The 14,412-nt window shown below is 67.5% G+C and carries 12 protein-coding genes; 8 read left to right on the plus strand and 4 right to left on the minus strand.

What is annotated here, in order from left to right; translation table 11 throughout:
• Nucleotides 1–11: 11 nt before the first annotated feature.
• Nucleotides 12–644: a DUF4198 domain-containing protein gene (locus A9973_RS24975; RefSeq protein WP_183016321.1), complete on the minus strand. Its 633-nt coding sequence runs from the start codon at nt 642–644 to the stop codon at nt 12–14.
• 230 nt (nt 645–874) lie between these two features.
• On the opposite strand from A9973_RS24975, the gene A9973_RS24980 reads away from it, so the two are divergent.
• From A9973_RS24980 to A9973_RS25015, 8 genes are all read left to right on the plus strand, one after another.
• A complete protein-coding gene (locus A9973_RS24980; protein ID WP_183016322.1) occupies nt 875–1,789 on the plus strand; it encodes a dihydrodipicolinate synthase family protein in 915 nt (304 codons plus the stop codon).
• A gap of 165 nt (nt 1,790–1,954) precedes the next feature.
• Complete coding sequence (locus tag A9973_RS24985) at nt 1,955–2,887, plus strand: 4-hydroxyproline epimerase (protein WP_183016323.1); 933 nt, start codon at nt 1,955–1,957, stop codon at nt 2,885–2,887.
• A 22-nt stretch (nt 2,888–2,909) separates the two neighbouring features.
• The gene (locus A9973_RS24990; protein ID WP_183016324.1) at nt 2,910–4,034 is read left to right on the plus strand and encodes an FAD-binding oxidoreductase; all 1,125 of its coding nucleotides are present in this window, start codon (nt 2,910–2,912) and stop codon (nt 4,032–4,034) included.
• Nucleotides 4,031–5,647 (plus strand): FAD-dependent oxidoreductase, encoded by a 1,617-nt coding sequence (locus A9973_RS24995; RefSeq protein WP_183016325.1) that lies wholly within the window; start codon nt 4,031–4,033, stop codon nt 5,645–5,647. Before A9973_RS24990 ends, A9973_RS24995 begins: the two co-directional genes overlap by 4 nt.
• A 9-nt stretch (nt 5,648–5,656) precedes the next feature.
• Nucleotides 5,657–6,445, plus strand: coding sequence for an inositol monophosphatase family protein (locus A9973_RS25000; RefSeq protein WP_183016326.1), 789 nt, complete (start codon nt 5,657–5,659; stop codon nt 6,443–6,445).
• 74 nt (nt 6,446–6,519) lie between these two features.
• Nucleotides 6,520–7,569 (plus strand): ABC transporter ATP-binding protein, encoded by a 1,050-nt coding sequence (locus tag A9973_RS25005; protein ID WP_183016327.1) that lies wholly within the window; start codon nt 6,520–6,522, stop codon nt 7,567–7,569.
• Complete coding sequence (locus tag A9973_RS25010) at nt 7,566–9,218, plus strand: iron ABC transporter permease (protein WP_183016328.1); 1,653 nt, start codon at nt 7,566–7,568, stop codon at nt 9,216–9,218. Before A9973_RS25005 ends, A9973_RS25010 begins: the two co-directional genes overlap by 4 nt.
• Nucleotides 9,219–9,252: 34 nt before the next feature.
• Nucleotides 9,253–10,272 (plus strand): extracellular solute-binding protein, encoded by a 1,020-nt coding sequence (locus A9973_RS25015; RefSeq protein WP_183016329.1) that lies wholly within the window; start codon nt 9,253–9,255, stop codon nt 10,270–10,272.
• Between the two features lie 56 nt (nt 10,273–10,328).
• Here A9973_RS25015 and A9973_RS25020 read toward each other — a convergent pair whose 3' ends face one another.
• The 3 genes from A9973_RS25020 to A9973_RS25030 form a co-directional block, all read right to left on the minus strand.
• Nucleotides 10,329–12,788 carry a TonB-dependent siderophore receptor gene (locus A9973_RS25020; RefSeq protein ID WP_183016388.1) on the minus strand — a complete coding sequence of 820 codons (2,460 nt, stop codon included), beginning with the start codon at nt 12,786–12,788 and terminating at the stop codon, nt 10,329–10,331.
• Nucleotides 12,789–12,926: 138 nt separating this feature from the next.
• Entirely contained in the window at nt 12,927–13,886 is a 960-nt protein-coding gene (locus tag A9973_RS25025) for a FecR domain-containing protein (RefSeq protein ID WP_183016330.1), read from the minus strand.
• Nucleotides 13,879–14,412 carry a sigma-70 family RNA polymerase sigma factor gene (locus A9973_RS25030; protein ID WP_183016331.1) on the minus strand — a complete coding sequence of 178 codons (534 nt, stop codon included), beginning with the start codon at nt 14,410–14,412 and terminating at the stop codon, nt 13,879–13,881. The genes A9973_RS25025 and A9973_RS25030 overlap by 8 nt, the downstream gene beginning before the upstream one ends.

Below are 14,412 nucleotides of genomic sequence, written 5' to 3' on the forward strand. Positions count from 1 at the left end.
TGCGGGAGCTTTCACTTGGACACGTTGAAGGTCAGGGTGGATACGTAGCGGATCTTGGCGTAGGACTTGCCGTCGGCCTCGCCCGCCTTCTCTTCGACGTGCGCGGCTTCCAGCACATACTGGCCGGGCCACGGCGTCGTGATTTCGATGCGGCCGTTCTCATCGCTGTGGAAACGCTTTTCCCACTTCGGCGGACCGAACACGGTGACTTCGGTCTTGGCCAGCGGCTTGCCCTGGAATTGCAGGACGAACGTGTTGGCGCCGGCGGCGGTCGGCACAAGCTCCAGGTCCAGCTTGCCTTGCGTGTCGGCGCGGCCGGCCCTGGCGTTGTACTTGACCAGGGTCTCCTTGAACTGGATGGGCTGGGCCAGGCGGACATCGCCCTTGCCTGCCGCACCGAACTCCACGAAATCCGCGCCTTCGGCGGACACCTTCAACGCCTTGCCGTCCGTGCCGGTCACGACCGGCGCGACCAGGACCTTGCCCAGCAGGCCATCGCGCTTTTCGCGCAGGTCATCGGCCCATTCGCCGAAGTACGCCTTGGCCGGACCCTCGGCGCTGCGTTCCAGCCAAACAAAGTGCGCCTGCGCGGCGCCCGCGCTGCCCAACAGGGCAATAGCGGCCAAAGTCCTAGCGAATTTCATTTTGGATTATTCCTTTAGTCCGAAAACCGGTCCATCAACCCAATCAGGCAAGCCCCGCGGCCGATGCCTGTTTGGCAGGGCCTAAATTATAACCATTCTCACTACGGTCTACACAAGAAAATGGGGGATGGATAGGACGCGCTGGTTAACCCCTATTCTTTTAAATCCCCATTTAAATATATTAATCACATATCAATGCTCTTCAACCGCGCTTCAACCAGGAGTCCCTGATGACCCATCCCCGCTGGACTGGCATCTTTCCCGCCATCACCACCAAGTTCCACGCCGACGAACGGATCGATGCCGAAGGCACCGCCAAGCACATCGATTTCCAGATTCGCAACGGCGTCCACGGCATGGTCACCTGCGGCTCGCTGGGCGAGGCCAGCACCTTGACGCTGGAAGAAAAGCTGGAGGTCGCCAAGATCGCGCTGGACGCCGCGGGCGGTCGCGTACCTGTCCTGGCCAACGTGTCCGAAACCAGCACCCGAGAAGCGCTGCGCTACATCGAAGGCGCCAACAAGCTGGGCGTGGCCGGGTTCATGCTCATGCCGTCCCTGATCTACGTGGCGGACGCGCGCGAAGCCATGCTGAACGTGCGCACCATGGCCGATGCCGCGCAGCAGCCCGTCATGGTCTACAACAACCCGCTGGCGTATCGCGTCGACCTGAAACCGGAACACATGGCCGAACTGGCCGACTGCAAATGGATCGCCGCAGTGAAGGACAGCTCGGGCGATACCCGCCGCGTCACCGATCTGCGCAATGCCGTGGGCGACCGCTACCAGATCTTCCTGGGCGTGGACGACCTGGCCTACGAAGGGCTGGCCCTGGGCTGCGACGGCCTGCTGGCCGGCGTGGGCTGCGCCTTCCCGCGTGAAACCGTCGCCCTCTATGACCTGGTGAAAGCGGGCAAGCACGCCGAAGCCCTGGCGCTCTACCAGTGGATGACGCCGCTGCTGCACCTGGACGTCTCTGCCAAGCTGGTGCAGAACCTGAAGCTGATCGATGTGCTGGTGGGCGTCGGCACCGAACACGTGCGCCGCCCGCGCCTGCCGGTCATCGGCGAGGAACGCGCGCTGATCGAACGGGTGGTGGCCAAGGCGCTGGCCACCCGCCCGGCGAAGTACCAGTCCGTGCCCTGACAGTGCCGCACGGCGATGCGCGGCGGCGGTAGCCCGTAGATAACCCAAGGTTATCCCGCTGCGCGATTCATTACCGGTTCGGACAGGCGTTGCGGCCGCCACGCCACGACGCCTGTCCGTTCCATGTCTAGACTGAAGCGGTTCCCCAAGACCAAAGGCGCGTCCATGCAACAGATCCGTGTCATCGATTCCCACACCGGCGGCGAACCCACCCGGCTGGTCATCTCGGGCTTCCCCGATCTTGGCGCCGGCACCATGGCCGAGCGGCAGCAGCGGCTGGCCGGCACGCACGATGCCTGGCGCGCCGCCACCGTGCTGGAACCCCGCGGCAGCGACGTCATGGTGGGCGCATTGCTGTGCGCCCCCGCCGACCCGGCCAATGCCGCTGGCGTGATCTTCTTCAACAACGCGGGTTATCTGGGCATGTGCGGCCACGGCACCATCGGTCTGGTGGCCACACTGGCCTATCTGAACCGGATTACCCCGGGTGAACACGGCATCGAGACCCCTGTCGGCACCGTCCGGGCCACGCTGCACGACGACGGCACAGTCAGCGTGCGCAACGTGCCCGCCTACCGCCTGCATCACGCCGTGCACGTGAACGTGCCGGGCTACGGCGACGTGACAGGCGACGTGGCCTGGGGCGGCAATTGGTTCTTCCTGACCGCCGAACACGGCCAGCGTGTCGCGCCGGACAACCTGGATGCCCTGACCACCCACGCCTGGGCCATCCGTCAGGCATTGCAACGCGCGGGCATCACCGGAGCCGACGGCGCGCAGGTCGACCATATCGAACTGTTCGCCCCCGATGCCGATGCCGACAGCCGCAATTTCGTCCTGTGCCCCGGCAAGGCCTATGACCGCTCGCCGTGCGGCACCGGCACCAGCGCCAAGCTGGCCTGCCTGGCGGCCGACGGCAAGCTCGCCCCCGGCCAGATCTGGCGCCAGGCCAGCGTGATCGGAAGCGTATTCGAAGCCAGCTACGCGCAAGCCGGCGACCAGATCCTGCCCACCATCCGCGGGCGCGCTTATGTCTGCGCCGACGCCACCCTGTTGATCCAGCCGGACGATCCCTTCGGCTGGGGCATCCGGTTGTAGTTCCTTCACGGAAAGCCCTCCCATGTCACACGGTCACACGGATGTCCTGGTGGTCGGCGCCGGCATCGTCGGCGCCGCCTGCGCCCACGAGCTGGCGCGGGCCGGCCTCTCGGTGCATGTGGTCGACGCCCGCCTGGGCGGCGCCACGCAAGCCGGCATGGGGCACCTGGTCGTCATGGACGACAACACGGCCGAGCTGGCGCTAAGCAGCGCATCGCTGGAGATCTGGCGCGAATGGGGGCCCCGCATGAACGCAACCGAAACCGGCTGCGCCTATACCGGCTGCGGCACGATGTGGATCGCCGCCAACGAAGAGGAAATGGCCGAGGCCGAGCGCAAGCAGGCTCGCCTGCGTGCCTGCGGCGTCGCCGCCACGCTGTTGAACGCGCGGCAACTGGCTGACGCCGAACCCGCCTTGCGAACCGGTTTGGCCGGCGCGCTGCAGGTGCCCGGCGACGGCCTGGTCTACGCGCCCAGCGCCGCCCGTTGGCTGCTGGCGCAAGCGCCGCCCACCCTGTCGTTCGAAGCCGTCGAAGTCCGGCAGATCGACACGCATGGCGCGGTTCTGACCGATGGCTCCCGGCGCGACGCCAGCGCAGTGGTCCTGGCCGCGGGCATGCCTGCCACCCGCTTGTGCGCCGACCTTCCCCTGCACCCCAAAAAAGGCCATCTGGCCATCACCGACCGCTACCCCTTCGCGATCCGCCATCAGCTGGTCGAACTGGGCTACATGGCCAGCACGCAACAGCGCGAAGGCGCCGCCGTCGCCTTCAATGTGCAGCCCCGGCCAACGGGCCAATTGCTGATCGGCTCGTCCCGCCAAGTAGGCGAGGAAGACCCCGCCGTCGAGCCCGCCGTCCTGTCGCGCATGCTCAAACTCGCCATCGACTACCTGCCGGCGCTGTCCGGCCACAACATCCTGCGCACCTGGACGGGCGTACGCGCCGCCACCCCGGACGGCCTGCCCCTCGTCGGCCGGCATCCCACGCGCGAATCGCTCTGGCTGGCGGTGGGCCACGAAGGCCTGGGTGTCACCACCGCCCCGGCCACCGCGAAGCTGCTGACCGCCTTGATGACGGGCGCGCCGCTGCCGCTGGATGCCGCGCCGCTTGCGGCCACCCGCCACTTCGACAAGGCCACGACATGAGGCCCACCCCGCCTGCCCGCCTGCGCATCCAACTGGACGGCCAGCCCCTGAGCGTTGCCCCCGGCAGCAGCGTCGCCGCCGCCCTGGCCGCCCGCGCGCCCGGCAATTCCCGCATCTCGGTCACTGGCGAAAAGCGGGCTGCCGTTTGCGGCATGGGCGTCTGCCACGAATGCCGCGTCCTGATCGACGGGCATCTGCGCCTGGCCTGCCAGACGCCTTGCCAGCAAGGCATGCGCATCGACACCGTGCTGGACCGCGCCTTGCACGCCGCCACGGCTAACCCGCCGGATGGCCACCACAGCGCGTGCGACCTGCTCATCATCGGCGCGGGTCCCGCCGGCATGGCCGCGGCGCTGGCTGCCGCCCCAAGCGGGCGCGCCATCGTTGTCGTGGACGACAACCCCGCCCCGGGCGGGCAGATATGGCGCGACGGCCCCGGCGTGAAACTGCCCGGTCCGGCCAAACGCCAACGCGAACAATTGGCGCGCCACAGCAACATCCGGCTCCTCTGCGGCACCCGCGTCGCGGGCCTCGCCGGCCAACCCGGCTCGCCCGCCCTGCTGCTGGAAGATGCGCACCAAGGCTGGGTCCAGCATTATGGTTCGCTGATCCTCTGCACGGGCGCACGCGAATTGCTGCTGCCCTTTCCCGGTTGGACGCTGCCCGGCGTGACGGGTGCGGGCGGCCTGCAGGCGCTGATCAAAGGCGGCGTGCCCGTGCGCGGCCAACGCATTGTGGTCGCCGGCACCGGGCCGCTGCTGCTGGCAGCCGCGCAAAGCGCGCGGCAGGCCGGCGCGACCGTGGTCCGCATCGCCGAGCAAGCCGGCTGGCATGCGCTGCTGCGTGTCTCCGGCAGCCTGACCCGCTGGCCCGGCAAAGCCCTGCAGGCCGCCGCTCTGTTCCACCCGCAGTACCGCGGCGCCAGCCATGTGCTGGAAGCCAGCGGCGACGGCCGGCTGCAGCACGTCAGGCTGCGCCGCGGACACCGCGAAGAACGGATCGCTTGCCATCGGCTGGCCTGCGGATTCGGTCTGGTGCCCAATACCCAATTGGGCCAGATGCTGGGTTGCGCCCTGAACCTCCACAACGGCCTGCACGTGAACGACATGCTTCAGACCTCCGTGCCCGGCGTCTTTGCCGCGGGCGAATGCACCGGCGTGGGCGGCAGCGAACGGGCAAGCAGCCAGGGCGCGATCGCGGGATACGCCGCGGTCGGCGAATTGGCGCAGGCCACGCGCCTGGCGCCCGGCCTGGCGCGGTGGCAGGCGTTCGCCGACACCCTGCGCCGCCATTTCTCGTTGGGCGAACCGGTGCTGGCGTTGGCCCGCCCCGATACGCTGATCTGCCGTTGCGAAGACGTGCCGCAATCCGCCCTGGCCGGATGCGACGGCTGGATCGACGCAAAGCTGCACACGCGCTGCGGCATGGGCGCCTGTCAGGGGCGCGTATGCGGCGCCGCCACGCAAGCCCTGTACGGCTGGCAGCCCATGCCGTCCCGCCACCTGCTGGCGCCCACGCGCATCGACACGCTTGCCGGCATTGGCCCCCCCGACGCCCACGCCGATGCCCCCCACGACAACACGCCGCCCCCACGCAGCGGATTCCCCGAATAAGGAGCCACCATGACTGACACCCTGGACGATTGCATCGCCTTTGCCGAGCGCCTGGCCGATGAAGCCCGCGACCTGTATGCGCCCTACCTGAGCACCGCGCCGCGCACCGACATCAAGCCGGACCGCAGCCTTGTCACCGCGCTGGACCACGCCATCGAGGCGCATTTGCGGTCACGCATCGAAGGCGCATTCCCCAGCCACGGCATCTATGGCGAAGAAGGCGGCACCGTTCGGCTGGACGCGGAATCCGTCTGGGTGCTGGACCCCATCGACGGCACCGCCCCGTTCATCGCCGGCGTGCCCGTGTTCGGCACGCTGATCGCGCTGCTGCACCGGGGCGTACCCGTGATGGGCGTGATGGATTTTCCGGCAATCCGCGAACGCTGGGTCGGCGCGGCGGGTCGCCCCACGCGGCACCAAGGGCAGCCTTGCCGCACACGCGCTTGCGACCACCTGGGCGACGCCATGCTCAGCACCAGCAACCCTGACTTCTACGCCCCCGAAGAGCTGCCCGCCTTCCAGGCGCTGCGCGAACGCACCCGCTGGCGCATCTACGGCGGATGCTGCCTGGCCTACGGGCTGTTGGCATCCGGCCGCACGGACGTCGCCATCGACGCCCGGCTGGCGCTGTACGACTACGCGCCCTTCATCCCGGTCATCCAGGGCGCGGGCGGCGTCATCACCGACTGGGACGGCCGCCCGCTTGGCCTGGACAACCCCAGCCCGCGCATTCTTGCTGCCGGCGACCCCGCGCGGCACCGCGAAGCGCTGGACCTGTTGCGCCACGCCATGGGCTGATCCGCCCACCGGCCGCCACCGGCGGCCCTATTCCCGCACTGACATGTTTCCTCTCGGGCCAGGAGCCTCCTGCCATGGATATCCGCATTGAAAATCTTTGCATCTCGTACAACCGGCAACGCGTCATCGACGGCTTGAACCTGGACATCGCGCCGGGCAGCTTCTTCACGCTGCTCGGACCCAGCGGCTGCGGCAAGACCACTTTGCTGCGCACGCTGGCGGGCTTCATCCCCGTCGAATCCGGACGCCTGCTGTTCGGCGGCAAGGACGTCACACGCTTGCCGGCGCACCAGCGCAACATCGGCATGGTGTTCCAGGATTACGCGCTCTTTCCCAACCGCAGCGTCTTCGACAACGCGGCGTATGGCCTGCGTGCCCGGAACGTCGCGCCCGCGTTGATCAAGCAGAAAGTCGCGGCCGCGCTGGAACGCGTCGGCCTGGCGGAATACGCGGCGCGGCTGCCCGCCGAGCTTTCCGGCGGGCAGCGCCAGCGCGTGGCCCTCGCCCGCGCGCTGGTCATCCAGCCTCAGGTGCTGCTGATGGACGAACCGCTGTCGAACCTGGACGCGAAGCTGCGCATCCAGGTCCGACAGACCATCGCCGAATTGCAGCGGGAAGCGGGCATCACCACGGTCTTCGTCACCCATGACCAGGAAGAGGCGCTGGCCCTGTCCGATCAGATCGCCGTCATGGAAAAGGGCCGTGTGGCGCAACTGGGCGCGCCGCGCGACGTCTACGGGCACCCCGCCAGCGGCTACGTCGCCGACTTCATCGGCGCGGCCAACCTGCTGCCCGTGCAATGCGTCACCCCGGCCCCCGGGTCCGTCCGGCTGGAGCTGGACGGGCACCCCATCGCCGCGCACGCGCCCGCGCCCTTGAACGGCGCCGCCGTGCTGGTCGCGCGGCCCGAAGACATCCAACTGAACGCCTCGCCAGGCGTGGGGGTGCCCGCCCGCATTCTGGCGGAGCAGTACCTGGGGATCAAGATGAACTACCGCGTCCAATTGCCCGGAGGCCGTCTCATGAACGTGGACGTGCACGGCGGGCAGGCGTCGCCGCTGGCCCGTGGCATGGCGGTCGGCCTGGTATTCGATCCCGGCAAGACCCTGGTGCTGGCATCATGAAGCGGCTGATCTCCTCGCTGCGGTCTCCATGGACCTGGCTGTCGCTGGCGGTGCTGGCCGTGCTGGCGGTCTTCCTGGTGTGGCCCGTGCTGAACATCCTGTCGGCCAGCGTGCTGGCCCGCAACGACGACGGGCACTCGGGCTGGCGCCTGCTGGTGTCGGATCCGCGCTACCTGCGCGCCATCGGCAACACCCTGATGCTGGGGGCCGGCGTGACGCTGCTGGCCGCCGGCATCGGCGTACCGCTTGCCTACCTGACGGCGCGCCACCGCTATCCCGGCAAGGCACTGGTGTCGATCCTGCCCCTGATCACGCTGATCATCCCCGAGGTGATCGGCGCGCAGACCTGGCTGATGATCCTGGGCAACAACGGCGTGCTTACGCGGGCCGTTCGCGACGGCCTGGGGCTGGACATGCCGTCGTTCTACGGCTGGCCCGGGCTGCTGATCGTCATGACCTTCACCTACTACGCCTATATCTACATTGGCACGCTGGCAGCCATCCGGGGCTTCGATTCGCAATTGGAAGAAGCCGCGCAAAGCCTGGGCACGTCCCCGCCCGTCTCCCGGTTGAAGGTCATGGCGCCGGTCGTGATGCCCGCCATCCTGGCCAGCGCCCTGCTCGTGTTCACCATGGTGGTGGGCAACTTCGCCACCTCGATGATCCTGGGGCATCAGGTCGAGCTCCTGTCCGTGCTGACCTATCAGGCCTCGGTATCCGAGACCGGCAGCGATCCGGTCATGCAAAGCACACTGGCGACCACGTCGATTTCGCTCGTGATGCTGGCGCTCTTTCTTCAACGCTGGATCGTATCGCGCGGACGCTACGAGATCACCCAAGGACGCGGTGCGCCCGCGACCCCGCTGCGCGGCCCGGGCGCGTTGGCGATGGCAGGCGCCGCGCTGGCCGTCATGGCACTGTCCATGCTGCCGCTCGGTACGCTGGCCGCGGGCGCCTTCACGCGCGCGAACGGTCCGGTGATGCGTTGGGGCGAATGGACGGCGGCCCACCTTGAACGCGTGCTGATCAACGCGCCCGCGCCGGTCTTGAACTCCATCGCCTACGCGGGTGCGGCCACGCTCGCGGCCATCGCCTTCAGCACGCTGGCCAGCTACCTGATCGTCAAGAAGCGCAACCTGCTGACGCCGTGGCTGGACTACCTCAGCTCGATTCCGCTGGCGCTGTCCGGCACCGTCATCGGAATCGGACTGCTGATGACCTTCGGCCACGGCGCGTTCGATCTTTCCGGCACGGCTTCGCTAATCGTGCTGGCCTACATTGTGCGGCGCTTGCCGTTCGGTGTGCGCAACGCCTCGTCCACGCTCTTCAACCTGCCCGACTCCGTCGAAGAGGCGTCCGTCAGCCTGGGCGTGCCGCCATTCGCGTCTTTCCTGAAAGTCGTGCTGCCGCTGATGGCGCCGGCCATCGCGGCCGCCGCCGTGTTGACCTGGACCACCACCGTGTCGGAGCTGAGCGCGTCGGTCATCGTGTATTCGCCCGGACACGAAACCCTGCCCATTCAGATCTTCCGGCTGATCGACAGCGGCCTCATGGCCCAGGCGTCCGCCTATGGCCTGGTGCTGATCACCGTGATCCTGGCGCCGGTGCTGCTGGCGACCCGGCTATTCAAACTCCGGCTTTTCGCCTGAGCCGTCTTTATTCCCCTAGCGCAAGAGGCATCCCATGATTCATCTTCCCTCGCTCAACCGCCGTCAAGTGCTCAAGCTGCTGGCCGCCAGCGGCGGCGCGTGCGCCCTGCCCGCCCGCGCGCTGGCCCAGCGTGCCGAACAAGTGGTGCTGTACACCACATTGAATTCGCAATCGGTGGAAACGGCCAACGACATGGCCCGGGTGAAGCTGCCCGACGTGCGTCCCAGCGCAGTCGTCGGTGGCAGCAGCCAGCTGCTTAAGCGGATCGAAGCTGAATCCGCCAAGCCCAAGAGCGACCTGTTCTGGACGTCCAGCGCCAACATCATGCATGGCTACCGGGCGCTGTTCGAATCCTACTTGTCCCCGGAAGCCGCTGCGATCCCCGCCGCGCTGCATGGCCCCGGCAACCTGTGGACTGCCGCCAACATCCATATCGTGGTGGCCATGGTCAATGCGCGCCAGCTCACAGGCGCCGCGCCGGCCAGTTGGGCCGACCTGACCGACCGCCGTTTCAAAGGCAAGATCATCATCGGCGACCCCGGCAACAGTTCGACCGCATACACGGCGTTGTGGGGCATCGAACGCATCTTGGGCGAAGCGGGCCTGAAGGCGCTGGCACACAACGTCAGCGTGTCCAGCTCGGCCTCGCACGTGGTGCGCAGCGTGGGCCAGGGAGAATACGCGGTCGGCATCACCTTCGAATCGACCGCCTACCCCTACGTGGCCGGCGGCCAGAAAGAGATCGGCATCATGTACCCCGAGGACGGCACCTTCACCGTGGCGGACAACATGGCCCTGGTGAAGAACGCGCCCAACCCGAAGGCCGCCCGCCTCATGTACGACCTGCTGCTATCGCGCGACATGCAACTGGCGCTGCTGCAGAACGCCTACCGGCGGCCCAGCCGCAACGACATCGACGTCAGCAAGCATCTGGGCATGCCGCCGCTGGCGGACATCCGGATTGTGGCCGCTGACGAAGCCGAGGCAGCCGCCGACCGCGACGCTTTCCTGCGCCGCTGGCGCGCGCACGTGGCTGCCGCGCGCGCCGCCTGACGAGTATTGCGGCCCATCAAGAAAAAGCGGCCCGAAGGCCGCCTTTTCCATTGCGCTTACCAGCGATACCGCAAGCTGGCCTTCACCGAACGCTGATAGCCGTACCAGCACCAGGAATCGCCCGAGCAAGAGGCGATGTATTCCTTGTCGAACAGGTTCTGCACGTTCAGCGCCACCTGCATGCCCTTCAACGACGGCGACACGCGGCCCAGATCGTAGTCCAGCATCAGGTCGAACAACGTCACCGACGGCACCTTCAGGGTGTTGGTGTCGTTGGCGTACGACGAGCCGATGTAGCGCACGCCACCGCCCACGCCCATGCCCGCCAGCGGCCCGTCCTGCAGTTGATAGCGCGCCCACGCAGACGCCTGCTGCGACGGCACGCCCACCGGCGTCTTGCCCTTGAGGTCCAGGCCAGTCAAGCTGGGGTTGGCCTTGGAATATTCGTTGTCCGTCAACGAATACGCCGCCACCAGCGTCAGCCCGCGCAGGGGTTCCGTCTTGGCTTCCAGCTCGATCCCCTGCGTGCGCAGTTCGCCCGCCTGGATCGAGCACCGGCCGCCCGTCGTACCGCAGATGTGCGTCGGATCAGGATCGGTGGTCGTCATGTTCTCGCGGCGGATATCGAAGGCCGCGAACGACAGCATCGTGGCGCTGCCGGGCGGCTGGTACTTGATGCCGACTTCGTACTGGTTGCCTTCGATCGGTTTGAAGGGCACGTTCTGCCAGCCCGTGCCCGATTGCGGCTCGAACGATTCGGAATAGCTGAAGTACGGCGCCACGCCGTTGTCGAAGTTGTAGATCACGCCCAGACGCCCCGTGAACGCCTCGGCGTTCAGCGACGACGGCGCGACGCGGCCCGTCGCGATCGTGGTGCTTTCGCCGACCGTGCGCGACCAGTCATAGCGACCGCCCAGCAACACCGACAAGCGCTCGATCTTGATCTGGTCCTGGAAGTACAGGCCCGTCTGGTACTGCCTGGACGTCGCGTCGGTCGAGAAGGCCGGCACCGGGATGTTCTGATGGTTATCCGGATTGAGCACATACAGTGGCGGCGCGCTGCCGAAGCCGGACAAGGTATCGGTCTTGACGTGCTGGTAATCGAAGCCCAGCAGCACCGTGTGCCCGAAGGCGCCGGTATTGAAGTTCGCCTGCAGGTTGTTGTCGATGGTCAACGCGCCGACATCCACATCGGTCGCGATCGACGCGCGCTGCTGATACAGGTAGTCGGGATCGAGATAGCCGAAGTTGGGATTGGACGCGCCGTAGATGCTGCGGTACTGCGCCTCGGAACGCGTCCAGCGCAGGCTTTGCGTCGCCTTGAACGTGTCGTTGAAGCGGTGGTCCAGCACGTAGCCCAGCGAATAGCTCTTGCGGTCGCTCTTTTCGAAGTTGGCGTCGCCGTCGTAGTAGTCCGCAGGCAGGCGGATGCCGTCAGGCGCGCGTTGCAACGTGCGCATCGACGACACGCTGCCGTAAGACCCCATGTCGGGGTCGCGCTGGAAATTCGTCAGCACGGTCAGCGAGGTATCGCCGCTGGGTTTCCACGTGAATGCCGGCGCCACGAAATAGCGTCGTTCCTTGGTGTCCATGACCTGGCCGTCGGACAGGTAGCCCGAGCCGACCAGGCGATAGAGGTACTTGCCCTCTTCGTCCACCGGGCCGCCGAAATCGAAGTTGGCGCGGCGGAAATCGTAGTTGCCGACCTGCACTTCCACTTCGCGCAGCGTCTCTTCCAGCGGGCGCTTGCTGACCTGGTTGACCACTCCGCCCGGGCCGCCCTGGCCGTACATGACCGATGCCGGCCCTTTCAGGACATCCACGCGTTCAAGGCGGTAGGCGTCCACCTGTGGCAAGGCGTCGCGTCCGCCGAACACCCGCAGGCCGTCCAGGTAGGTCGACGCCGAAAAGCCGCGCACGGTGAACTGGTCCAGGCGCGTGGCGGTGGCGCCGCGCGATTCGGTCGCCACGCCGGCTGTATAGCGCAGCACCTGGTTCAGGGTCTGCGCGCCCTGCTCCGTGATCTGTTCACGCGTCACGACGGACACCGATTGCGGCGTCTCGATCAGCGGCGTGTCCGTCTTGGTGGCGCTGACGCTGGCGCGGGCGACGTATCCCACCGTCGGCGCCAACGCGCTGTCCGTCATGCCCGACACCGTCACCGGCGCCAACACCAGCGCATCGCCCGAAGACGATGCCGGCGCCGGCGCGAGCGTCCAGGTGTTGCCGGACTGCGCACGGGCCTGCAGGCCGCTGCCCGACAAGAGGCGGGCAAAGCCGGCGCCCACCGAATACGCGCCATTCAACCCATCCGACCGCCGTCCGCGCACCAGCGCGGGGTCGAACGACAGGATCACGCCCGCGCTGCGCGCGAATTGCGTCAGCGCATCAGCCAATTGGCCTGCGGGGACCTGGTAGCTGCGCTGCGTCGTGGCGGCGGCAGGCACGGATTGCGCCCAGGCGGCGGGCATGCCGGCGGCAAGCGCGCCCGCGCAAGTCGCGGCCAACACGGCCATGCGGCCAGCGGTCAGCGTGGAGCGCAAGCGCGCATGAGATGAAGCAGACACAAAAACTCTCCCAATACGGTGGTCTATCCCCCCTTTCCGTACGGGAATCGAAAACCTGCAACGCGCCAAAAAAGAAAGTTGTAACGATCAGGCTTCGCGCGGACCGACCTGCAGCCAATACGGCGTGTGCCGGGTCACCGAGATGGGCAAGGCGGGTTCCAGCGCCCTGAGCGCGCGCTCGGCGTCGTCCAGAGGGAAAACGCCGGACAAGCGCAGCTCCGCCACGGCCGGATCCACGCGGATCACCCCCACGCGTTGGCGCGCCAGATATTGGGCGAAATAATTCAGGCGCCAGTCCTTCGCCACCACCAGGCCGTCCACCCAGGCCAGGCGGTCCGGGTCCGAGGCATGGCGGCCGACGAGATGACCGTCCGCGAACGCCAGGCGTTCGCCCGCCGACGCATGCGTCCAGGCGCCGTCGCGCCATAGCGCCACGCTGCCCTCGTACACGCCCAGGCGCGCCCCCTCGCTCGTGCGGCGCAGGTCGAACCGGGCCCGTTCCGCATGGAGTTCGCCATAGCCCGTATTCACGCGCAACGCGTCAATGCCAGGACGCGCTTCCGTATCCACCAGCATCTCGCCGCGCAACAAGTCGATGCCGCGCACAGTGCCGCTCATGTGCAGACGCACCGCGCTATCGCTGTTCAGGGTGATGTTCAAGCCATCGGCCAGCGCAACGCGACGGCGTTCGCCCACGCCGGTGCTCAGGTCGGCAGCCAGACGTTGCCATGGCGTATGCCGGTAACCTGCCCACCCCGTGACGGCCAGGCCGGTAAAGGCCAGCAGGCCACGCAACGCCGTGCGGCGCCCGCGCGACGGCGGCGCATTCAATGCCGCATGCGCCAACGCCGCCGGCACCCGGCGCGCATCGCGGCCGATCGCCTGCAAACGGTCCCAGGCCTGTCGATGCGAGGCGTCGGCTTGCAGCCAGGCCGCACAGGATTCCCGGTCGTGCGCGTCGGCCAGGCCCGATTGCAGCTTGGCCCACCAGGCGATGGCCTGGCGCACGACCGGGTCCGGCGGCATGCCGCGCGCGGCGTCACTCATGGAACGCCGCATAGCACGCGGACATCGCGCGCACCATGTACTGTTGAACGGAACTGAGTGACACGTCCAGGCGCCGGGCGATTTCCGGATACGACAAGCCATCCAGCTGCGACAGCAGGAAGGCCGAACGCGCCTTGGGCGGCAGCCCGTCCAGCAAGCGGTCCAGTTCCATCAGCGATTGCAGTTGTTCGGCCTGCGTCTCGGGCGATGGCGCATACGCTTCGGGCAGCGTGGCCAGATAGGCCAGATATGAATATTCGAGGGCCGCGCGCCGCTGGTGATCCACCACCAGGCCACGGGCGATCGTGGTCAACAAGGCGCGGGCCTCGCTCGCGCGGACCGCCTTGCGCCCCTGGATCACCCGTACGAAGACATCCTGCGCCAGGTCCTCCGCGCGGTGCTCGCAACCCAGCTTGCGGCGCAACCAGCCGAACAGCCAAGATCGGTGATCGCGGTACAGGCCATCGACCGGCGCGACAGCGGAGTCGACGCACGGGATCGATGCGGGGAGATAAGGAGAGGACAC

The organism is Achromobacter sp. UMC46 (assembly GCF_014170335.1).
Classification (GTDB): domain Bacteria; phylum Pseudomonadota; class Gammaproteobacteria; order Burkholderiales; family Burkholderiaceae_B; genus Achromobacter.

Bases quoted from the DNA above. Each gene is read 5' to 3' on its own strand.
- A9973_RS24975 (WP_183016321.1), bottom strand. From the start codon at position 644: ATGAAATTCGCTAGGACTTTGGCCGCTATTGCCCTGTTGGGCAGCGCG.
- A9973_RS25025 (WP_183016330.1), bottom strand. From the start codon at position 13,886: ATGAGTGACGCCGCGCGCGGCATGCCGCCGGACCCGGTCGTGCGCCAG.
- A9973_RS25020 (WP_183016388.1), bottom strand. From the start codon at position 12,788: ATGGCCGTGTTGGCCGCGACTTGCGCGGGCGCGCTTGCCGCCGGCATG.
- A9973_RS25000 (WP_183016326.1), top strand. From the start codon at position 5,657: ATGACTGACACCCTGGACGATTGCATCGCCTTTGCCGAGCGCCTGGCC.
- A9973_RS25010 (WP_183016328.1), top strand. From the start codon at position 7,566: ATGAAGCGGCTGATCTCCTCGCTGCGGTCTCCATGGACCTGGCTGTCG.
- A9973_RS24990 (WP_183016324.1), top strand. From the start codon at position 2,910: ATGTCACACGGTCACACGGATGTCCTGGTGGTCGGCGCCGGCATCGTC.
- A9973_RS25015 (WP_183016329.1), top strand. From the start codon at position 9,253: ATGATTCATCTTCCCTCGCTCAACCGCCGTCAAGTGCTCAAGCTGCTG.
- A9973_RS24985 (WP_183016323.1), top strand. From the start codon at position 1,955: ATGCAACAGATCCGTGTCATCGATTCCCACACCGGCGGCGAACCCACC.
- A9973_RS24995 (WP_183016325.1), top strand. From the start codon at position 4,031: ATGAGGCCCACCCCGCCTGCCCGCCTGCGCATCCAACTGGACGGCCAG.
- A9973_RS24980 (WP_183016322.1), top strand. From the start codon at position 875: ATGACCCATCCCCGCTGGACTGGCATCTTTCCCGCCATCACCACCAAG.
- A9973_RS25005 (WP_183016327.1), top strand. From the start codon at position 6,520: ATGGATATCCGCATTGAAAATCTTTGCATCTCGTACAACCGGCAACGC.